The sequence below is a fragment of the Paenibacillus sp. 01T442 genome, assembly GCF_056398345.1.
On the sequence record NZ_JBFTPF010000010.1, the window covers coordinates 127,545 to 147,502 of the forward strand.

Sequence of the window (19,958 nt, forward strand, 5' to 3'; positions counted from 1 at the left end):
GCAAGTTCCTTTGAAACATACCGGAATCGGATAGAGGGTAAAGCGTAACATGCTGCCTTCTAGCCGGTTTCGGTTGTTTTCGCATAGAAAGAGAGGCGGGTCATCAGGATGCGTTGGATGGATAGCATAAAGAAAAAGCTAGAGGCCTTATTTCCGAGATTTCGTACGATGCTATTATTGAGTTATTTTATCATCATTCTCATTTGCATTTCATTGATTGGTACTGCTTCATTTTATATCTCCTACAACTCCATGGCAGAACGAGTGGAAACGGCTAGCGCTCAAATTGTCAGGCAGATCGAGTTTAACATGGATAACGATTTTCATAATAAACGAAATCTACTACTCGCTCCATATTACAACCAGGAATATATTGACAACATTAATGCCTACCCGACTATGGACAGCCAGAATAAATTTCTGTTTCGCCAGAAACTTGGTGATTTATTTTCAAAAAGCTTTAACATTACGCCCATTCCGGATTTCATCCGATTTCAGATTTATTATAGCAATGGAGAGCTGCTCAATTCGTCGGACAACACCTCCTTAGGTAACGCTAGCCAGGTGCAGAACGCCGAATGGTTTCGACAAACGATTGCGAAGGATGGGTTAGTTAACTTCTTCAGCTCCCCGCCAGTAAGTGGTCAGGAAGAGGGGGGAACCGCTTTCTCCACCTCCATGCTCATTCGCGATTTTTCCAATCCAATAGGGTTTATCGTCGTGCGTGCTGATTACAATTTCGGTCTATTTAAAGGAATGCGACAGCGTGCGGATTTGACGGCAAACAGCCGCTTTCTTATTTTGAATGAGATTAATAATCCAATATTCGACTCTTCGGATGGACTTGCAACTGACATCGATGAACAAACATTAGCTCAGATCAAAGGGACTAGCGGAAAGTTCTGGACGGGTAGCGGTGATCAGACCATGCTTGTTTCGTACACGCGTTCTCAATACTCCAACTGGAAAACTGTCTTAATTATGCCGAAAAAAGAAATTTTTGCTTCTCTTAATCAAATCAAAACAACAGCAATCTGGACGGCTTTGATCGCCTTTTTCATTTCTGGAATCTTATCGCTGCTGTTCGGAAGGAGTATTACCAATCCGATTCTTAATCTCTACAAAACCGTTAACCATATTAAACGTGGCGATTTCTCCGTCAGGGTGGATATGAAGCGCAAAGATGAAATCGGGCGAATTGCCATGAATTTCAACGCCATGCAGGATGAGCTTCAGGAGCAAATAGAAACAAAGTATGTGTATCAAATTAAGCTGCAGCAGATGGAATTGGCGATGCTCTACTCTCAGATTAATCCGCATTTCTTATACAACACGCTGGATAGTATTAAAGCGATGGCCGACTACCACGCAGTGGAGGAAATTGGCCAAATGGCACAGTCCTTAGCTGATATGTTTCGCTATAATACCAAAAATACAGATGAAATCGTCACACTGCAGGAAGAGCTMGTACAAATTGATGCTTATCTCATCATCCAGAGCATTCGATTCGATGGCAAAATCGCGTATCGCTTAGAAATTGAAGAAGACCTTTACAATTATCCGATGTTAAAAATGACACTCCAGCCTTTAGTTGAAAATGCGGTTTTCCACGGGATCGAACGCAAAAGAGGCAAAGGTACAATTCACCTCCGCGCATGGAAGGAAGAGGAATKGGTGTATATCCAAGTTAATGATGATGGCGTCGGTATCTCGGAGAAGAGGCTGGATCAAATCCTTATGTCGCTTAGGCAACCGCTCTATCAGGAGGAGTACAAGTTGTCTACTGCAAGCGGTGGCATTGGCGTTCAGAACGTATACGCGAGGTATACGATTCGTTACGGTGAGCAGTTTCAATTCAGTATTGAAAGCAGAAAAGGGGTAGGGACAGCGGTAACCTTGAAGTTAGCCTMCCAACAGAGCTACTAATATGATGTAGGAATATTCAACATAGAAAGTCGTTATCGTGCATGGGTCGAAAGTAAGCGGTTGCAATATAATTAATCCTGTAAGCGAAATTAAAGGAGGGGGACAGAAAATGAGGAATATGAAAACGGTAACACTATCAACATCCATTGCGGCAATTATGGCTTTGACAGCTTGTGGAAGCGGGGGCACTAACTCCAGCAGCCCAACGCCAGCTGGAGGGACGCCTGCTGCATCAACGGTTGCAGCGACACCAGCTCCAACCAAAAAAGACCCTGTAACACTTACTTTTGCGATCGCCAATACGGTTGACGCTACACCTTTTAATAAAATTTTCAAAGAATTTGAAGCAAAGACAGGCAATAAGGTTGAATTGCAAGCGCTGCCAGGCGGAGATTTTGATAACATGATGAAAACCCGCTTTTCCACAGGCGACTTCCCGGATTTATTCCTCATGCAGCCTGGACCAAAGCAATACGTCAAACTGAGAGCCTCCGAGACGCTTCGCGAATGGTCGGGAGATAAGGCGGTATGGGATCGCGTTATTCCGACGATGAAAGATTTTCAGGCGGATGCGAATAAGAAGATTTACGGTGTCCCTTTCGGCGCCACGGGCATGATGGGTATATATTATAACAAGGATGTTTTTGCTAAAGCGGGCGTTCAGCCTCCGAAAAACTATGCGGATATGATCGAGAGTGCGAAGAAAATCAAGACAGCAGGGGTTACACCTTTTTATGAAGGGGTCAAAGATGGTTGGCCACCCCAAGTATTCTACTTCACAGGTTGGGTATCGAATGTAGACCCGGCAATTGGTGATGCAGGCGTTGCAAATTTAGAGAAGAATGCGCTCAAGCTGGCAGATATTCCGGCATTAAAAGACTTATTCACCAAACAAAAAGAGTTGAAGGATCTGGGACTGCTGCAATCTAATCCGCTCGCGGGGACATTCGATGAGCTTCAGAATCTAATKGGCGAAGGCAAAGTCGGCATGACGTTCATGCTGGACGGCATTATTCCGCAGCTGGAAAAGAAATTCGGGAAAGATTTCGTGACCAATAAAATTGGCTTCTTCCCGTTCCCTTCCGCTTCTGATGCAGGAACAGCCATGATTACACCACCTAATCAGTTAATGATTCCAAGCAAAGCGAAAAATGCGGATGTGGCTGCAGAATTGGTGAAATTCATGATTTCACCAGAGATGGTTGACCTCTACTATCAAACGAGCCCTGGAATCCCTATCTTCCAAGGCGCTAAGAGCAGCTTGTACCCCGTACAGCAAACCGTGAAAGACTTGATCGATGCCAATAAAGCAAAAATCAATGTACAGAATCGCCTGACGCCAACTTTCGCTGATTTCCAAAAGACACTGCAAACGTTCTTCATTGACGGAGATGTCGACAAAGCGCTGAAAGAATTCTCTGCGAACTATGAAAAAGACGGAAAAGCCAAGTTGCTAGATGGATTTAAGTAAGTTATTTTAACCCAAGTCTATCCGGTCGGAACATAGCTTCCGGCCGGAACATTTCATAGCCGAAGGAGGGGAGACGAGATGGGAAAGGTGAAATATCCATTGTATTTTTCATTCCCGGCCCTCGCCGTTTTTCTATTGTTCTTCATTACCCCAACTTTGATTGGGTTTTACTACAGCTTTACGGATTGGAATATTAATGCCGACCAAATTCGCTTTAATGGCTTGGAGAACTATATCGAGCTTTTCAAAGAACCTCGATTGAAAACGGCTTTAATCAATACGCTCATTTTTGCTGCAGTCGTGACCTTGATGCAAAATTTATTGGGATTAGGCTTAGCCTTAATCTTGAATGAAGCGCTTAAACTGCGAAATCTGCTGCGCATGATCTTCTTTATGCCCTACGTGATTGCGCCGATTGTAATAGGTTATATTTTTCGAGCAATCTATCATCCTGAGCATGGCATTATCAACACCATGTTAGACAAAGCAGGGCTTCATTTCATGGTGCATGATTGGTTGAATGATCCTAAGTATGCCTTGTTCTCTATTATTGTCACCGACCTATGGCGAGTTGCAGGCTTCTCGATGGTTGTCTATTTGGCTGGTTTGCAATTCATTCCAAAGGATCTGATCGAGAGCTCGTCCATGGATGGTGCGCAATATTGGCAGCGTTTCCGTTCTATTGTATTCCCGCTGTTAGCTCCAGCCTTAACTGTGAATGTACTCCTTTCGATGATTGGTTCCATGAAGGTGTTTGAAATGGTGATGGTGCTGACAGAGGGAGGACCGGGTTACACCACAGAAGTTTTTTACACATATATTCGCGGTATGTTCAGTACGGGGTTATTCGGCTACGCGACGGCGGTTAACGTTGTGTTATTTATCCTTGTCACCATTATTGGCGTTCCTGTGCTGATGGCGATGAAGAAGCGAGAGGTCGAGATGTAATGAGAAAAAAATGGACACTCTGGATGCTGGAAATCGTCGCGGTATGCTTGGCTTGCCTGATTCTGATTCCCTTTCTAATGATATTGATCAATTCCTTCAAAGGAATTCGAGAATCAGCACTATTCGGCTTATCCCTTCCTTCCGAATGGCAGTTTACCAATTATAAGGAAATTTTCCAACAGGCTAACATTCTCCGGGGATTCAAAAATAGTATTCTAATTTCAGGCTTAGTTGTCATCTGTGTGAATGTATTTGCCTCCATGGCTGCGTTTATCATTCAACGCAGAGACAATCGCTTTCTACAAGGGGCATATTACACGTTCATTATGGGGCTTATAGTTCCCGTGTCCATCGTACCAACGATTAAACTGCTTGGAGATCTTCATATTAGAGGTACCTACTTCAGTCTGATTATGTATTACACAGCGGTGCTGCTGCCATTTGCAGTGTTTCTACTCGTGGGGTTCATGAAATCGATCCCGAGAGAACTAGATGAAGCGGCTTTGCTGGAAGGTTGCGGGTATTTCCGGTTATACTGGCAAATCATTTTACCGTTGCTGCTAACGGTGCTCGTGACCGTCTCCATTGTTGTGATGGTTTCGGTTTGGAACGATTTCTTCGGTCCGTTCTATCTGATGACAGACAGCACGAAATGGACGATTGTCCTGCAAATCTTTAATTTTGTCACGATGTACAGCACGAATTGGGGCGTTGTGTTTGCCTTCATGGTGATTGTGGTCTCACCCATTCTAATCATTTACTTACTGCTGCAAAGATATATTATTGACGGTCTGACGGCGGGTTCCATGAAAGGATAATAAAATCCAAATCTAAGCTTTGAGGAGGTACAGGAAATGAGAAGAGTCATGATTGTTGACGATGAAAAGTGGATACGCAGAGGATTGATTCAGTCTATTTCCTGGAACGAATGGGGCTTAGAGCTTGTAGGCGAAGCAAGTGATGGGGCAGAAGGATATGAAATGGCCCTGGGCAAAAAGCCAGATCTACTCTTCCTCGATATGCGTATGCCGGGTCTCGACGGCAAACAGCTGCTTGCCATGTTGAGCCAAGAGGTGCCGGACCTGTTAACGATCGTCATTAGTGGGTATTCGGATTTCGAGTATACGAAGGAAGCTATACGACATAAAGCCTTTGATTACCTGCTGAAGCCGGTTAAAAAGGAAGAGCTTGCAGCGGTGGTGGAAAGTGCCCTCCTAGAGCTGGATCGACGCGAAGCAGAGAAGCTTAAGGTGTCTCGTATTCATGGGGAGGGTTGGTTGAGACAGCTTTTACTTCGTAAGGGAGATAGGGAGGAACCGTTCATTCCGTCAACCTGGCAGACTGGTGAATATGCTTTGTTTGTTGGTCAGTCAGACACTTTCGAAGAATATGGTGATTTAGCATGTCTGCTTCCGGCTATTCATGAGCAATTAAACCGAAAGAAGCCATTCCTTTTCGGGGGGCGCTGGGAATATGAGCTTATGACTATTCAGGAAGGCAGCCGTGAGATGATACTTGCCATTACGGGAGCCGTGCTGGATCCCAAAGATTTTTGCAAACTGCATGCGACAGTGCAAAATGCCTTGAAACAAGCAGAGAGCGTTAGCTTCAGCTTTGGCTTGAGCATGGGGAAGCCGGAGGTTGCTATGCTGGAGGAGGCTTACAACGAAGCGAGAAAAGCTTTATCGGGTAAACCTTTGGAAGCCGTTGGCGTATTGCTTTTTGCAGAGAAGAATGGGATGCACTTATCTGGGAATTATCCTCAGGATAAAGAGGATTCGTTCTTATGGGTGCTCCAATCCGGAAATATACAGGATGCGGAACAAGAATTTGAGCGATTGTTTGCGTCATTCGTGAGTGACTCTACGACAGTAGGGCATTTGCAGTGGTGCGCGGATATACTCCTTCATGCGATAGAAAAGCAGCTACAGGAGAAGGATGTACGAATTGAGGAGATCTGTGGTAAAAATACGCTAATGTATTCCGAATTGATTCACCAACGCAATGATTTGAGCGCTGTGAAGAAACTATTCAAAGAGGAGCTGCTTCCCGTCGTGCTTAGCTTCTACAGCCATTCCGGTGAAAAACAAGGGGAAAAGGTTGTAGGCGAGTTGAAAAAATGGTTGGAAAGCAATTATGAACAATCCTTCTCCTTGCATCAAATTGCCAGCAGCTATTATTTGAATCCTGACTATTTAAGTCGGACTTTCAAAAAGTTGACAGGGAAGAACTTTGTCGACTATTTAACCGATATCCGCATGCACAAAGCCAAAGAGCTGATGAATAAAACAAAATATAAAAATTATGAAGTCGCGCAAAAGGTTGGCTATGAGGATTACCGATATTTTAGCCAGATTTTCAAACGGAAAGTTGGCATGACCATCGGTGAATACCGCAAAGTCATCGGACAGGCGGACCACTAAGGAGAGAAATGTGATGTCAAAACGCTTAATTCCCGATACGCTAATGCTCGAAGAACGTGCGGCCCATGCCATCAATGCCATGATTGGCATGGCGGATCGCGACCATAACTATATCCCATTTTTTGCTGCAGATCTGATGCATAAACCTGCCTTCATGACACATGGCGATTGGGACTATGGCTCATCTCATGGACGAATGATTGACGGATTAATTCTTGCCCGCCATATGTCCGGAGAAGAGTTTGGCAAAGAAGTTGAGGAGCGCTATCGGGCAAACCTACTCTCGTTCTTCAAAGAAGATGGGATGAGCTACAGACAGATCAATCCAACACGTGACTGGGAGCCGAATGCGAACCTGATTGATCAGCGTGCGGTTATTTTATCTCTTACAACATGGTATATGGAATCCGGGGATCAGAAGGTAAAAGAAGCGGCAGACCGTCACGTTGCGGCACTTAAGCGAATCGCCATCAAAGAGCGCGATGTATGGTATTATCCGGCATCCGAATACAAAGAATCGGGCTGGCCGTCGAGCAATGCGATACAGCTGCGATTAGCACCCGATCCCGCAGCTTTCTGCGGTCGATTGGTTATGCCTCTATTGAAATATCATGAGCTGACGGGCAATCCGGATGCCTTTGAACTTTGCCAATTCTTCACGGCACTTATTATGGAACGCAGCGGCGTATTCAATCAAGACGGCAGCTTTAATGATGCACTTGCTTATCGGAGCGGGCATTTTCATACGCGAATAGGCACACTTGATGCTATCGCAAGATTCGGTGTTTTCACAGGCGATGCGGCAATGCTTGCTTGGGTCAAAAAAAGCTACGACTGGGCACTGACCAAATGTACGAACTTTGGCTGGACGCCAGGTGATCTGCACGAACAAGCCTATGAGCATGAAACGTGCTCTCTGGTCGATTTGATTGCAACGGGAATTACTTTAGCAAGCAGCGGATATGTGGAATATTGGGGAACTGTAGAACGTTTCTTGCGCAATCATCTGGCGGAATCGCAGCTGCTGGATCTGGATTGGGTGGAAGAGTCTGATGACAAGTCGGATGATATTCCTGCGAACAAAAGCTTCTATAAAGTAGCAGAGCGCACACGGGGCTCTTTTGCCGGTTACTCGGCACCCAACGATTTCGTTTGTGATGTGAACGAGGGCCGCGGCCATACCAACGATTTGCAAATTTGCTGCCTAGGCTCGGGAACACGAGGCCTCTTCATGGGCTGGAGTCACACGATCACCGAGAAGAACGGCACGATCAGCGTTAATTTCCTTTTAAACCGCGGTTCTAAATGGCTGGACGTCAGCTCTTATCTGCCGCACGAAGGTAAGGTAGTGCTTGATATTCATACGGATATTTCTCGTCTRCAGATTCGAATTCCAGAGTGGGCTGGCTTTACGAAAATCAAGTATGTACGCGAACGTAGTGGTGAAGTGATCGAAGGCAAAGGAAGTGAAGCGAGCAGCTGGGTCAACAAGCATTTTCTCTTGCTTGGCTCCGCAGTAGCAGGTGAGAAAATTACGATCACCTTCCCATTGAGTTTCCGTAGAACGCTGGAGAATGCAGTGGGGCAAACCTTCGAGACGGAATGGCGTGGTGATGATGTTGTTAATATTACGCCAAAAGGCACGAAGAAGCCTTTGTACAGCGGGCGTCAAGTTTTTGATCAGTCTCCTATGCGTGAAGGGGAGTATCGTCGACTAAATAAGGAATTCGTATGGTAATTCAAATACTTAGCTTCTCATCCGGGAGGCTCTAAGGAGGATTTTGATGTCAATGCAAACCGTTGTTGCGATTTATACAGGTCAGGGTCTTGCCGATCCTTTGAAAAAGGTGTTTCAAGAACTGCTGCCCCAGGTACGACTTGTGAATATTATCGATGATAGCCTCATCGGTGATGTCGTGCGTGCAGGGCACATTCCAGAGGTCGTGAATCGTCATTTAATTCAGTACTACCGGCATGCAGAAGAGATTGGTGCGGATGTCATTCTCAACACCTGTTCCTCTGTAGGAGATGTTGCGGATGAAGCTCGAGAGCAAATCGGTGTGCCGATTGTACGTATCGATGAGTGGATGGCTGACAAGGCAGTGGCTAGCTATGCTCGAATTGGGGTATTGGCGACATTGCCATCCACTTTGGAACCGACATTACGATTAGTTAGCCGTAAGGCAGATGAAGCAGGAAGACAGGTGCAGATTGTGAGCGGGCTCGCTGAAGGCGCATTTGACGCTTTGATCAGCGGCAAGCCTGAAGAGCATGACCGCTTATTGCTGGAAACGGCGAAGAGGGTTGCAGAAACGGCCGATGTGTTAGTTTTGGCGCAAGGCTCAATGGCACGTATGGAGGAAACGCTGGCGGAGGCGACAGGGAAGCCTGTGCTTTCTTCGCCGCGATCGGGCGTTGAACAGGTGAAGGCCATTCTTGAGGCAGCCAGTGACGCGAAGAATGGTTCCTAACACGAGCAAAGAAAGTAGAAGGAGAGCGGACAGGATGAATCAAGATCGTGTTACAGCTATTTATTTGGTAGAGACTGCATATTCCTTGGAACGAGCTGCCGCTTCTATCGCAGGAGAGCAATCAACTGGAACGTTCACGGCTGTTCCCGGAGAGACGGATGCGCTTAAAAAACGACATGGTGCTATCGTAGAGCGCATTGAACCTCTAGAAGAGACGGATGTGCCATCTCTTCCAGGGGCAAAGAAACCGCCGAATCATGACGGCAAGTATCGACGCGGGCGAGTGACGGTGTCGTTTCCCTTGCATAATTTTGGACCTTCCATTCCAAATTTAATGTCTGCTRTTGCTGGCAATTTGTATGAGCTACAGGAGTTGTCTGGACTCCGATTGCTGGATTTGCAGCTGCCTGATGCATTTGCAGATCGCTATCCTGGTCCGAAGTTTGGCATAGAAGGAACTCGAAAGCTGACAGGGGTATATAATAGGCCGATACTTGGGACGATTGTGAAGCCCAGTGTAGGTTTATCGATGGAGGAATTATCGGCCTTGGTGGAAAAGCTGGCGAGAGCAGGGATGGATTTCATCAAAGATGATGAATTAAATGCGAATCCCCCCTATGCTCCTTTGGCGGATAAAGTAGAGGCTGTCATGGCGGCCGTAGAACGGGCTGCGGATGCAACCGGCAAGAAGCTGATGTATGCCTTTAACATCACAGGTGATTACGATGAATTGCACCGAAATCATGATTTGGTTGTGAAAGCAGGCGGCACTTGTGTGATGGTCAGCATCCTTAGTATTGGGTTATCGGGTCTTACGCATTTGAACCAATACAGTGAGGTTCCCATCCATGGCCATCGCAATCAATGGGGGATGTTGACGCGTTCGCCACTGCTTGGTATTGAATTTACGGCCTATCAGAAGCTTTGTCGGTTGGCTGGGGCGGATCACCTCCATGTTAATGGATTAAATAGTAAATTTTACGAAAGCAACGATTCTGTGGTTCGTTCCATTGCAGCCTGTTCGGAGCCGCTGCTCGGGGGCTACAGCACGATGCCTGTCGTTTCTTCGGCGCAATGGGCAGGAACAGCGCCGGCTACTTATGCGGCAACGGGGACGGTTGACGTGATGCATTTGGCCGGAGGTGGTATGCTGGCCCATCCCGATGGCCCGGCTGCAGGCTTTGAGAGCATGAAGCTTGGCTGGGAGGCAGCGGTTCAGGGAATGCCTTTGGACATTTATGCGGCTCAGCATCCTTCATTGCTTAAGGCAATTGAGAAATACGGGAAGGGTTGAAGACAGATGGACGATATCCCTGCACAAGGTGGCCTCGAACTTGCCGAGCGTCAAGTCTCTAGGCGACCGCTCTGTTACTATGGTGATGACTTTACAGGCTCTACGGATGTGTTGGAATCATTATTTCAGGCGGGGCTCCAAACCGTCCTCTTTCTGGAACCTCCTGAGCCTGAATTGCTGCAGTCGCGTTTTCAAGACGTTGACTGTTTTGGTGTAGCTGGCGTGGGACGCTCGTTAACCCCTGAAGAGATGGAGAAGGAGCTGCGCCCGATCTTTACGATGTTAAAAGCGGCTGGAGCTGCAGTTGTCCACTATAAAATATGCTCAACCTTCGACTCCTCAGCTAGTATGGGTTCTATAGGCAAAGCGGCGGAAATCGGGCGAGAGGTGTTCGGAGGCAGATATATTCCACTGCTCGTGGGAGTACCCTATCTAGGCCGATATACAGTTTTCGGCAACCATTTTGCAGCTGGCGGAGCGGGACGCACCGTGCATCGGCTGGATCGTCATCCGACGATGGCCAAACACCCGGTTACGCCGATGGCGGAAGCTGATCTTCGCCAGCATCTAGAGAGGCAGACCACGCTGAAAACCTCATTGCTTGATATTTTGGCGCTCGGCGGCTCGGAAACTGAGGTACGTGAGCGGTTGGAGTCGATTATTCGTCAGGAACGCCCCGATCTGGTTCTTTTTGACGTCTTGGATAAAGAACGGTTAGAAATGGCAGGCAGAATGATTTGGGAGGAAGCACAATCGAATGACGGATTATTTGTCATTGGTTCGTCTGGTGTTGAGTATGCGCTTGGTGAGGTTTGGCGCAAGGAAGCAGGTGCAATTGCGGACGGATTAGTCGAAATGGAATTGGAGATGATGGCAGTCTCAGAGGCATCGCCATCGCCACTATTAGTCATTTCAGGCAGCTGTTCGCCGGTCACTGAAGGGCAGATTCAACATGCACTGAGGGCAGGATTTGTAGGCATTCGGGCTCCTGTGGATGAGTTGATACTAGCTGAAACTCAAGAGGTTGCTAAAGCTGCTTTGAAACAAGAAGCACAGCAATGGCTGGCAAGTGGGAAAAGTGTCATTATCTACTCGGCAACGGGGCCAAACGATGAAAGCATAGCATACACTCGTAAAGTGCTAGCAGCACAGGCAATGAGATCAACAGACAGCAGCCGTCTTTTGGGCATGGCTCTTGGCTCTCTAACGAAAGACCTAGTCCGGGAGCTTGGAATTTCACGAATATTAATTGCAGGTGGAGACACTTCGGGGTATGTGACGAKGGAGCTTGGGATCTATGCTTTAGAATGTCTGTCTGTACTGGATCCAGGCGGACCGCTCTGTCTTGCTTATTCGAATGACCCGCAGTTTGACGGTCTGGAGCTCGTACTCAAGGGTGGGCAGGTTGGCGGTGTGAATTTCTTTGAGAAGGTTGCTAGTTATAAATGAGTAGAGGCCCAAGGGAGAAAATAATCTTTGGGCTTTTTTTTTATGAGATATACGGTACTAAATGCCGAATTAATGGGGTTCAAATTTCCTGATAAGATCTCCCGGGTGTTGAGGTGTCACCATAGATGAAGCGATTCGCGAATAACGTATTACAGTTATTTTGGTTGTGATCAGATCATCTGATTCGATTGACTTGATCAATATGTCCACAGCCAAATGAGCTATTTGCTCTTTGGCGACATGTACGGTCGTCAGTTCAGGCGTGCCGAAAACCCACACCGATACATCCTTGGGAACGTGATGGTGGTATTTATAGCAGTTTAATTAGATTTTAAGTAGTAAGCCTTTCGTAGATGCGGGAATGGAGATGACACAGTGACTAACTTTTTACCTTATGAGGTACCGGAAAGTAAGAAAATTCGTGTAATCATTAATACCGATGCCAAAAATGAAGTGGACGACCAATTCGCAATCGTGCATTCCTTGTTGACGCCTCGTTTTTTAATTAAAGGGATTATCGCAGCACATTTTGGTACGGAACGAATCCAAGCATCGATGGAGGAAAGTTACGAGGAATGCGAGAAGATTCTTTCCTTGCTGAACATGAGTGAGGATATTACTCTGTATCGAGGCGCACAGCAGGCAATGCCCAGAAGGGGAAAGGGAGTTCAACTTAAGTAATGACATCGATGCGGCTAACGTGGTCATGGCTTCCCTTATTCCGCTTTGGGTAGTGCCTCGTAATGTGTACTCAACGATTCGTGATGGCTTGGCAGAACTGGCTCTGAAGTTTCGCCCTTACGGAGATATCGGTAATTATTTGTTCCAGCAAATAGTGGATTTCAACCATGCAGCAGCTGGAAATCCACGGTTCCCGAAAGGAGAAATGTGGTCACTGGGAGATTCTCCAGCGGTAAGTCTCCTTTTGGATCATCATGAGTATGCCTATGAAATGAAGCCTGCGCATAGTAATTTACTGCTTCGCTGATATCTTAACAACGGGTGCAAACAATATTTGGCGGCGAGCTCACTTGACCTATTCTCATGTATATCCGCTATAGCCCATGCTGCGGCTGCGTAACCAAGAGAAATATAGTGTGAGTTATCAAAAATGATGACAAATCTTGATTAAAAAAAGCGAAAATCCATACTTATGGTCACGGCCAAAGGTATTGAGATTTTCGCCTACTTTACCTTGCTTCGTGTTCACATCCTCAAAAAATTCGATAATACGGGGGAAGATTTGGAAGATTTGATCTCCATCGGGACGATTGGACTGATCAAAGCAATCGAATCCTTCTCCCCGAACAAGGGCACGAAGTTGGCGACTTTTGCTGCGCCTTGTATTGAGAATGAGATCCTGATGCATTTGCGCTCGCTGAAGAAAACACGTAAAGATGTATTTTTGCATGATCCTATTGGAACGGACAAAGAGGGGAATGAGATTACGCTCATCGACATGCTCGGCAGCGAGGCGGCGAAGAGCGGACGCAGCGGGAATTCGCGAAGGAGCTGGGGATTTCGCGTTCGCGAATGCAGGCTCGCTATTCAAAATTATCGATAATATTGTGGAGTTACCACTGATCTATCGCGGATTATCGAGAAAACAACGGGAGCCGCTGGTTTTTGCAAGCGCTAGAAGCAGTCGATTTGCTGGATCGCCGTAAGCATTTTCCGTCGGAGCTATCTGGTGGGCAACAGCAACGTGTAGCGATCGCTCGGACGTTGGCGGGAGATCCGCCAATTATTTTGGCGGATGAGCCTACGGGAGCTCTGGACTCGAAGACTGGAACGGAGATCATGGATATTTTCCGGCAGCTGAACGAGCAGGGTCGGACGATTATTGTGATTGCATGATCGGCAGATTGAGGAGCAGGCGAAGCGGGGTGTGCGGTTTAGGGATGGGCGGCTAGTTAATTGAATCGCAAAAGAAAGAGAGCTTCATCACTTCGAAGAAGTGATGAAGCTCTCTTATTTGATGTCAGCGAATCGTTTTGCGGTAATCTCCCGGGGTTAGCCCTTCATAGCGCTTGAAGAACCGAATGAAGCTGTTGACGTTGTTATAGCCGACATTCGTCGCGATTTCAAGAATCGTTTGTTCGGTTTCCTTCAGAAACACCTTACTGACCTCCAGACGCTTCAGCGTTAGATATTCCAGTATGGTTTTGCCAACTTCTTGCTTAAACATGCGGCTGACATAGGCATGGTTCAAATTCACCTGCTCGGCGATCATCTCGACCGAGAGGTCTTGATTGTAATTCGCATCCATATAGGTGATGACGGTTTCGATGTGAACATTCTTTTTGGGCTGTTGCTGCTCTAGTGTGTGATAAATTTTTTGAACCATGCCACAAATCCATTCATGGATTGCATGTATCGTTTCTTTGGAGGCAAGCTCCCGAAAAAGGTTATGGTTTTTGCCGAAAATCGTTTCGGTTTGCACGTTAAATTCCTGCATATTGCGTAAAATATCCTCAACGATCAAATTATACGTCCGGAAAATGGCTTCCTCGCTCAGCTTTGTGCGTGCCTTCATTTGTTGATACAATTCGTCTAGGCTGCCAAGCGCCTCGTTCAGCTGCCCGGCTTTTAAGAAGTTATACATGTGATTGGTAAAATGCGGCGGCAAATAGAACTCGTCATCCGCTTCCTTAATCAAATCCTCGTAGGTGAGTACGGTATTGGTACCGACCATAATCTTGGAGCGAATAACCTCGCACGCTTCTTTGTAGGAATAGTGGGCGTCCAAAAGCTGCGGATAAGGACGTCCAATGCCAATGGTGACTGAGATTTTTAGCAGTTGGTAAATCACATTCTTTATTTGCTCACCAAGCGCTGCAAGCTCGTGTTTCACATGCTCCGGGTCGCCGCCGATATTGACCAGCAGCGCGAGCTGATTCTCATCTGCTTCTGCAGCCAAAGCGATATGGCTGCCGGTTGCAATCTCTTCCGCAATGTTCATCATGGCGTATTTATACAAGTTTTGGTCTGTGACGGAATAACTGCCGACGAGCAAGCTGTAATCATCGATCTCAATGAGAAAAACGACGTGCTGCGGAAATGGAAATTGGAGATGCAGAAATTCCAATTTGCCGTTCATTTCGTGAATACTACTGTATTTATGATTGATAAGGGCAAGTAGGAAGCGTTCGCGTAATACAGGCAGATTCATATGAAACTGCTGCTCCCAAGCTTCATTTTTACGGAAAACATGGTCCAGAATATGAGAGATCGCTTCCAGTTCGTTTTTCTGCGGGCGGAGCGGATCCTTTGCTTCATTGCCGCTTTTGTTATAAGGAAGCGCCTTTTTAATTAATAATTGGATTGGACTGATCATCCTTCTGGATATGAAATAGGATAAAATAAGACCCAGAGCAACTAAAATAATAAAAGCTGCCCAAGCGACGGTCCGAATATACGATAGTTTGGAGAGTAAATACTGTAAGGGCGTTTCGGTGACAATGCTCCACTGGTTATGCAGCGTTTTTACATAGGTAATGAGATTTCGTTCGCCATCTTGTTTCAAGATACGGTACCCGATGCTGGCAGGGGCCTTGTTGCTCTCATTGAATAAGGCTTGGACATGCTCTGGCTTCATTGAAGCTGCAGTGGAGGTGGAAATGACGTTGCCCAGAGGATCCATAATATAGGTAATGGTGTGTGCATTGCCTTCCATTTTCTGAAGCAGACTGCTTAAGACGGATTCATGAATATGCACGGCCAAGAGACCTTGGAATCCATTCCGTTGCACGGGCACCTTGACGACATAGGTCACGATCTTATCCAGATCAATGCCATTGCCCTGACGGGAGCTTAGCCAGAAACCCATTTCATTTTTGCCGAGATCCTCATCGATCCAAATATCCTGTGTTGAGTTCGTATATGTGCGCGTATAGCCGTCAGAGGCAATAATCAGATTAGCTTCTTTAGCGTAAAAGTCGATTGACTGGATGGCTTCGTTTGCGGAAGCGGCAGTCTTTAGAATATCGCGAGTCTCATTTAAAAGGAATGGGTTCGTCGAGTCGTTCAGAAAGCTGGTGATCCGACCATCCAGTCCGATTCGAATTGCAATCGATTGGATTACGGAGATCGTATTTTCAATGGAAGCGTTTTTCTGTTTGGACGCGTAGATGGTCGCCTGACTCAATTCGTTCTCCAGTGTGGATACGGTGAAATTGTAGGAAGCATAGCTCAGCGCAATAAGCGGTAAGAGAATGACAACCAAGTAGGAAATGAAATACGTCCAAAAAAGCTTTGGCAATTCTTGGAGGGATCTTTTAAGTTTTACGATAGAAATCAGAACGCTCACCTGCTTCAATTTAAGTACTCATATTATGCCATAGATATGAGCTGAACAGTCAAAATTAAACTAAAATACAGACCAAATGTCATGAATTTATGAGAGATGTCAATACTTGATGATGCGTAAAGTCATGATTTATGTGTGTACCTCTCGCATTGGAGATATACGGCCTTCATGCGGACATTGATAATAAAAGTGTGAAGTTCACACGACAAATGAAGCTTCAACCAAAAGGGAGGAATTACTATATGAAGATGAAAAAAGCGGCGTACCTAACGTTATCGGCAGCCTTGCTGACCGGTGCACTTACTGCTTGCGGCTCGAACACGGATACAACTAAAGAGGCAGAAGCAACAGCGAGTGCAGGAAAGAGCACTGAACCGATTAAATTAACGTTCGCATCTTGGAGTATTAGTGAAGCAGCAACCAAGGGTGCATTAGAAGAAATGGTGAAAAATTACGAGGCGAAAAATACGAATGTCAAAATTGAGTTTGTCGGTATTCCTTTTGCAGATATTAAACAGCAAACGTTTGTCATGGCCTCGACGGGCAATGCTCCGGATATTATTCAAACGTTCCCAGCTTGGTTCGGTTCTTATGCAGCATCGGATATCATTACGCCGTTGGATGATCTCATGGGCAAATCGTATGTAGATGATTTAATGCCGAGCTTTAAGGAAGATTTCTCTTATAATGGAAAGCTGATGGGTGTGCCTTGGGCACCAACGCCATACATTCTCTATTACAATAAAGAGCTGTTTAAGAAGGCGGGCTTGCCGGATAAAGCACCTGCGACTGTTGATGAAATGCTGAAGGCGGCGAAAGCGATTTCGAATTTGAAAACAGACAGCGGTCAGAAAATTTACGGCTTCGGAGAGCCTTCGGACAAGCTGGCGATTAACGGCGAGATCGCGATGCGGAACTTGTACGGCTTTGGCGGATCTATTTTAGATAAAAATGGAAAAGTAAATGCGAATACGCCAGAAATGGTGAGCACGCTGAACTATTATAAAAGTTTGGTGAAAGACGGCATCGGCCCGTCCGGCGCGAAGCTGAAGGACCTTCGAAACCTGTTCTCTATCGGCCAATTGGGTATGTATGTCGACGGGAACTACGGGAAAGCGGTGTTCCGCAACTTGAGCGGCAAAGGCGCAGAGTTTGACAAAGTGTGGGGGGCGGCTCCGATTCCGGCAGGTGCAACCGGCAAGAGCGTGTCGATCGGGGAAGCGCACGGTCTCGTCATCTCGGCGGATTCCAAGCATAAGCAGGCTGCTGCTGACTTCATTAAATATTTGACGGATAAAGATGCGATCTCGATTTATCATAAACAGAACGACGTGATTTCCGCCCGCAAATCGCTCAGCTCGATGTTCACGGAAAGCGAATTTGACAAAGTATTGATGCAGCAAATGAATAACATTCAACCACTACCTAAGAATCATCCAGGTATGGAGCAAGCGTACATCGACATTGCCGATGCGCTGCTTAAAGTGTCGACTGATACCGCTACACCGGAAAAAGCTGCGCAAGAGCTTGATGCGAAGCTGAAAACATCCCTGAAATAACAACAATCATCTGGCAGGAGAGTCCCATCGGGAACTCTCCCGTTAGAAGCGGATAGGAGTGAATAGTACATGAGAGGAACAAGATTCTCCGAGCTGGCGAAGGACCGCCTTTTTTTACTCGCGTTGATTTTACCGGCGCTGGCCATGCTACTCTTTACGATTGGCATACCGATCATAAAGTCCATTACGATGAGCTTCTTTAAAGTTTCATTGCTCAGCATGAAAAATCAGCCGTGGAACAACTTTGCGAATTATAAGGAAATTTTGCAGGACGGTGAATTTTTCACTGCGCTTCGCGTCACTTTAACCTATGTCTTTTGTATCGTAAGTGTCCAGTTTGTGCTGGGTATGGCATTGGCCCTGATTCTAAACAGCTCAATCCGCTTCAAGAAATTTTTTCGTACGCTCATTCTCATTCCGTGGATTGTGCCGACGATTGTCTCTGCGCTGCTTTGGATGTGGCTGTTCCAGCCGCAATACGGCTTGATTAACTACGTGCTCCAGCAGCTCCACATTATCGACAAGCCGCAGGTATGGTTAACGAATATAGATCTCGCGCTGCCAGCGGTGATCGTGACGGCGCTCTGGCGCCAACTGCCATTCATGAGTACGATGCTTCTCGCAGGCATGCAAGGCATCTCCGAAGACATGTACGAGGCAGCGCGTATCGATGGCGCGAACCGCAGACAGATTTTGATCAACATCACCCTCCCTTTGCTCAAGAACAACATCAAGACGATTACACTGATTTCAATTATTGAGAACTTCAAAATGTTCCCGCTCTTCTGGATCATGACAGGCGGAGGACCGCTAGACAAAACGACGACGTTGGCCATTTATAGTTATAAAGCGGCGTTTGTACAGATGAACTTGGGAAAAGGCGCTGCAATCGGCGCACTATGGCTCATTATAATGGTCCTTATTTCTAGTCTTTACAACAAGCTCTTCGCTTTGGGAGAAGACACACCGGCATCTAGAAAGGAGAAGAAGCATGCTAAGATCGGCTCCGTCAAGCAAAAGCAAGCTACCTAATTTTGGGCAATATGTGGGCTTGCTCCTATTCATTCTCTTCCTCATCTTTCCGTTGTACTGGATGTTTATCACTTCTTTCAAAGATAATTCCGTGCTGTTCCAGATTCCGCCGGAATGGATACCGAAGAAGCCTGTCCTTGCGCATTATGTCAAATTGTTTGCGGACAATTACTTCGTAATTTATTACCGCAACAGCCTGTTTGTCAGCGGCTGCACGACGTTGATTACGTTGCTTGTAGCCATGTTTGCTGGTTACGGTTTTTCCAGATTTCATTTTAAATTTAAAAACTTTCTGATGTTCGCCATCCTGTCGACGCAAATGCTTCCGGTTGTTTCGCTGCTGATTGCGCTTTATGCGATGTACAAATCGTACGGTCTGCTGAACACGCATGCAGGTTTGGTCATTGCACTGACGACGGCATCCTTGCCGTTCTCAATCTGGATGATCAAGGTGTTCTTCGACAACATCCCGCATTCGCTCGAAGAAGCAGCCAAAATTGATGGCTGCAGCCGGTTCGGTATTCTGTTCCGCATTATTTTTCCGCTTTCGAAGCCGGGGATTTTTTCGGTTGGGATTTATACGTTTATTCTTTCGTGGGATGATTTGTTGTACTCGTTAACTCTTATTAATAAAGATAATTTGCGTACGTTGAACCCCGGCATTTCGATCAGATACATGGGCGAGGTGGCTTATGACTGGGCGAATATTATGACGGTTTGTGTGACAGCGACGATTCCGATTGTAATTCTGTTCCTGTTTTTCCAAAAGTATATGGTGGCTGGGCTAACAGCCGGCGCTGTAAAAGAATAAGAAGGAGATTGCAGAACTCTCGTCATCCCGCTTGCGGGGCCGGAGAGTATGCAAGCTGTCTTTTTAAATCGATATGAAAGTATGACATTTCGCTGGATATAACGCAAAGGTGAATTTGTTGCTATCATTGGGCCGTCGGGTTCTGGAATATGAAAATGTCGCTGCCTTTCCCCGAAAGCGCATACCGATTTGGTACAAAAGCTAGGCGTGACTTTATTGGGTATAAGAAAGAGGCAACCGGATTGAGTTAATCGGTTGCCTCTTT

At 46.3% G+C, this 19,958-nt stretch carries 16 protein-coding genes and 1 pseudogene; 16 read left to right on the forward strand and 1 reads right to left on the reverse strand.

All coding sequences use genetic code 11. From position 1 onward, the window contains the following. The first annotated feature begins 117 nt into the window (after positions 1–117). From AC1DLM_RS11565 to AC1DLM_RS11625, 13 genes and pseudogenes are all read left to right on the forward strand, one after another. Entirely contained in the window at positions 118–1,926 is a 1,809-nt protein-coding gene (locus tag AC1DLM_RS11565; RefSeq protein WP_477569992.1) for a sensor histidine kinase, read from the forward strand. Between the two features lie 109 nt (positions 1,927–2,035). Then, entirely contained in the window at positions 2,036–3,397 is a 1,362-nt protein-coding gene (locus tag AC1DLM_RS11570) for an ABC transporter substrate-binding protein (RefSeq protein ID WP_477569993.1), read from the forward strand. A gap of 78 nt (positions 3,398–3,475) precedes the next feature. Continuing rightward, positions 3,476–4,345, forward strand: coding sequence for a carbohydrate ABC transporter permease (locus AC1DLM_RS11575; RefSeq protein WP_441989249.1), 870 nt, complete (start codon positions 3,476–3,478; stop codon positions 4,343–4,345). Next, positions 4,345–5,163, forward strand: a complete 819-nt coding sequence (locus AC1DLM_RS11580) for a carbohydrate ABC transporter permease (protein ID WP_441989250.1) — start codon at positions 4,345–4,347, stop codon at positions 5,161–5,163. Before AC1DLM_RS11575 ends, AC1DLM_RS11580 begins: the two co-directional genes overlap by 1 nt. A gap of 36 nt (positions 5,164–5,199) precedes the next feature. Beyond that, positions 5,200–6,768 carry a response regulator transcription factor gene (locus tag AC1DLM_RS11585; RefSeq protein ID WP_441989251.1) on the forward strand — a complete coding sequence of 523 codons (1,569 nt, stop codon included), beginning with the start codon at positions 5,200–5,202 and terminating at the stop codon, positions 6,766–6,768. A 13-nt stretch (positions 6,769–6,781) separates the two neighbouring features. After that, positions 6,782–8,506 (forward strand): glycoside hydrolase family protein, encoded by a 1,725-nt coding sequence (locus AC1DLM_RS11590; RefSeq protein ID WP_441989252.1) that lies wholly within the window; start codon positions 6,782–6,784, stop codon positions 8,504–8,506. A gap of 46 nt (positions 8,507–8,552) precedes the next feature. Next, on the forward strand, positions 8,553–9,239 hold the full coding sequence (locus AC1DLM_RS11595; RefSeq protein ID WP_477569994.1) for an aspartate/glutamate racemase family protein: 687 nt from the start codon (positions 8,553–8,555) through the stop codon (positions 9,237–9,239). Between the two features lie 34 nt (positions 9,240–9,273). Continuing rightward, positions 9,274–10,533, forward strand: a complete 1,260-nt coding sequence (locus AC1DLM_RS11600; RefSeq protein WP_477569995.1) for a ribulose-bisphosphate carboxylase large subunit family protein — start codon at positions 9,274–9,276, stop codon at positions 10,531–10,533. A gap of 6 nt (positions 10,534–10,539) precedes the next feature. Continuing rightward, positions 10,540–11,982, forward strand: a complete 1,443-nt coding sequence (locus tag AC1DLM_RS11605) for a four-carbon acid sugar kinase family protein (protein WP_477569996.1) — start codon at positions 10,540–10,542, stop codon at positions 11,980–11,982. A 375-nt stretch (positions 11,983–12,357) separates the two neighbouring features. Next, the gene (locus tag AC1DLM_RS11610; protein WP_477569997.1) at positions 12,358–12,663 is read left to right on the forward strand and encodes a hypothetical protein; all 306 of its coding nucleotides are present in this window, start codon (positions 12,358–12,360) and stop codon (positions 12,661–12,663) included. Positions 12,664–12,688: 25 nt separating this feature from the next. Next, the gene (locus AC1DLM_RS11615; RefSeq protein WP_477569998.1) at positions 12,689–12,970 is read left to right on the forward strand and encodes a hypothetical protein; all 282 of its coding nucleotides are present in this window, start codon (positions 12,689–12,691) and stop codon (positions 12,968–12,970) included. Positions 12,971–13,180: 210 nt separating this feature from the next. Next, positions 13,181–13,512, forward strand: a pseudogene (locus AC1DLM_RS11620) (sigma factor); the annotation flags it as partial. Between the two features lie 96 nt (positions 13,513–13,608). Then, positions 13,609–13,839, forward strand: a complete 231-nt coding sequence (locus AC1DLM_RS11625) for an ATP-binding cassette domain-containing protein (RefSeq protein ID WP_477569999.1) — start codon at positions 13,609–13,611, stop codon at positions 13,837–13,839. Between the two features lie 124 nt (positions 13,840–13,963). Here AC1DLM_RS11625 and AC1DLM_RS11630 read toward each other — a convergent pair whose 3' ends face one another. Further along, positions 13,964–16,291, reverse strand: coding sequence for a helix-turn-helix domain-containing protein (locus tag AC1DLM_RS11630; RefSeq protein ID WP_477570013.1), 2,328 nt, complete (start codon positions 16,289–16,291; stop codon positions 13,964–13,966). 242 nt (positions 16,292–16,533) lie between these two features. Between AC1DLM_RS11630 and AC1DLM_RS11635 the strand changes: the two genes are divergently transcribed. The 3 genes from AC1DLM_RS11635 to AC1DLM_RS11645 all read left to right on the forward strand — a co-directional run bounded on the left by AC1DLM_RS11635 (position 16,534) and on the right by AC1DLM_RS11645 (position 19,693). After that, positions 16,534–17,850 carry an ABC transporter substrate-binding protein gene (locus tag AC1DLM_RS11635; protein WP_477570000.1) on the forward strand — a complete coding sequence of 439 codons (1,317 nt, stop codon included), beginning with the start codon at positions 16,534–16,536 and terminating at the stop codon, positions 17,848–17,850. Between the two features lie 69 nt (positions 17,851–17,919). Continuing rightward, entirely contained in the window at positions 17,920–18,882 is a 963-nt protein-coding gene (locus AC1DLM_RS11640; protein ID WP_477570001.1) for a carbohydrate ABC transporter permease, read from the forward strand. Next, entirely contained in the window at positions 18,842–19,693 is an 852-nt protein-coding gene (locus AC1DLM_RS11645; protein WP_441989262.1) for a carbohydrate ABC transporter permease, read from the forward strand. Before AC1DLM_RS11640 ends, AC1DLM_RS11645 begins: the two co-directional genes overlap by 41 nt. Positions 19,694–19,958 lie beyond the last annotated feature (265 nt).

Bases quoted from the DNA above. Each gene is read 5' to 3' on its own strand.
- AC1DLM_RS11575 (WP_441989249.1), top strand. From the start codon at position 3,476: ATGGGAAAGGTGAAATATCCATTGTATTTTTCATTCCCGGCCCTCGCC.
- AC1DLM_RS11580 (WP_441989250.1), top strand. From the start codon at position 4,345: ATGAGAAAAAAATGGACACTCTGGATGCTGGAAATCGTCGCGGTATGC.
- AC1DLM_RS11585 (WP_441989251.1), top strand. From the start codon at position 5,200: ATGAGAAGAGTCATGATTGTTGACGATGAAAAGTGGATACGCAGAGGA.
- AC1DLM_RS11595 (WP_477569994.1), top strand. From the start codon at position 8,553: ATGTCAATGCAAACCGTTGTTGCGATTTATACAGGTCAGGGTCTTGCC.
- AC1DLM_RS11615 (WP_477569998.1), top strand. From the start codon at position 12,689: ATGGCTTCCCTTATTCCGCTTTGGGTAGTGCCTCGTAATGTGTACTCA.
- AC1DLM_RS11635 (WP_477570000.1), top strand. From the start codon at position 16,534: ATGAAGATGAAAAAAGCGGCGTACCTAACGTTATCGGCAGCCTTGCTG.
- AC1DLM_RS11640 (WP_477570001.1), top strand. From the start codon at position 17,920: ATGAGAGGAACAAGATTCTCCGAGCTGGCGAAGGACCGCCTTTTTTTA.
- AC1DLM_RS11645 (WP_441989262.1), top strand. From the start codon at position 18,842: ATGCTAAGATCGGCTCCGTCAAGCAAAAGCAAGCTACCTAATTTTGGG.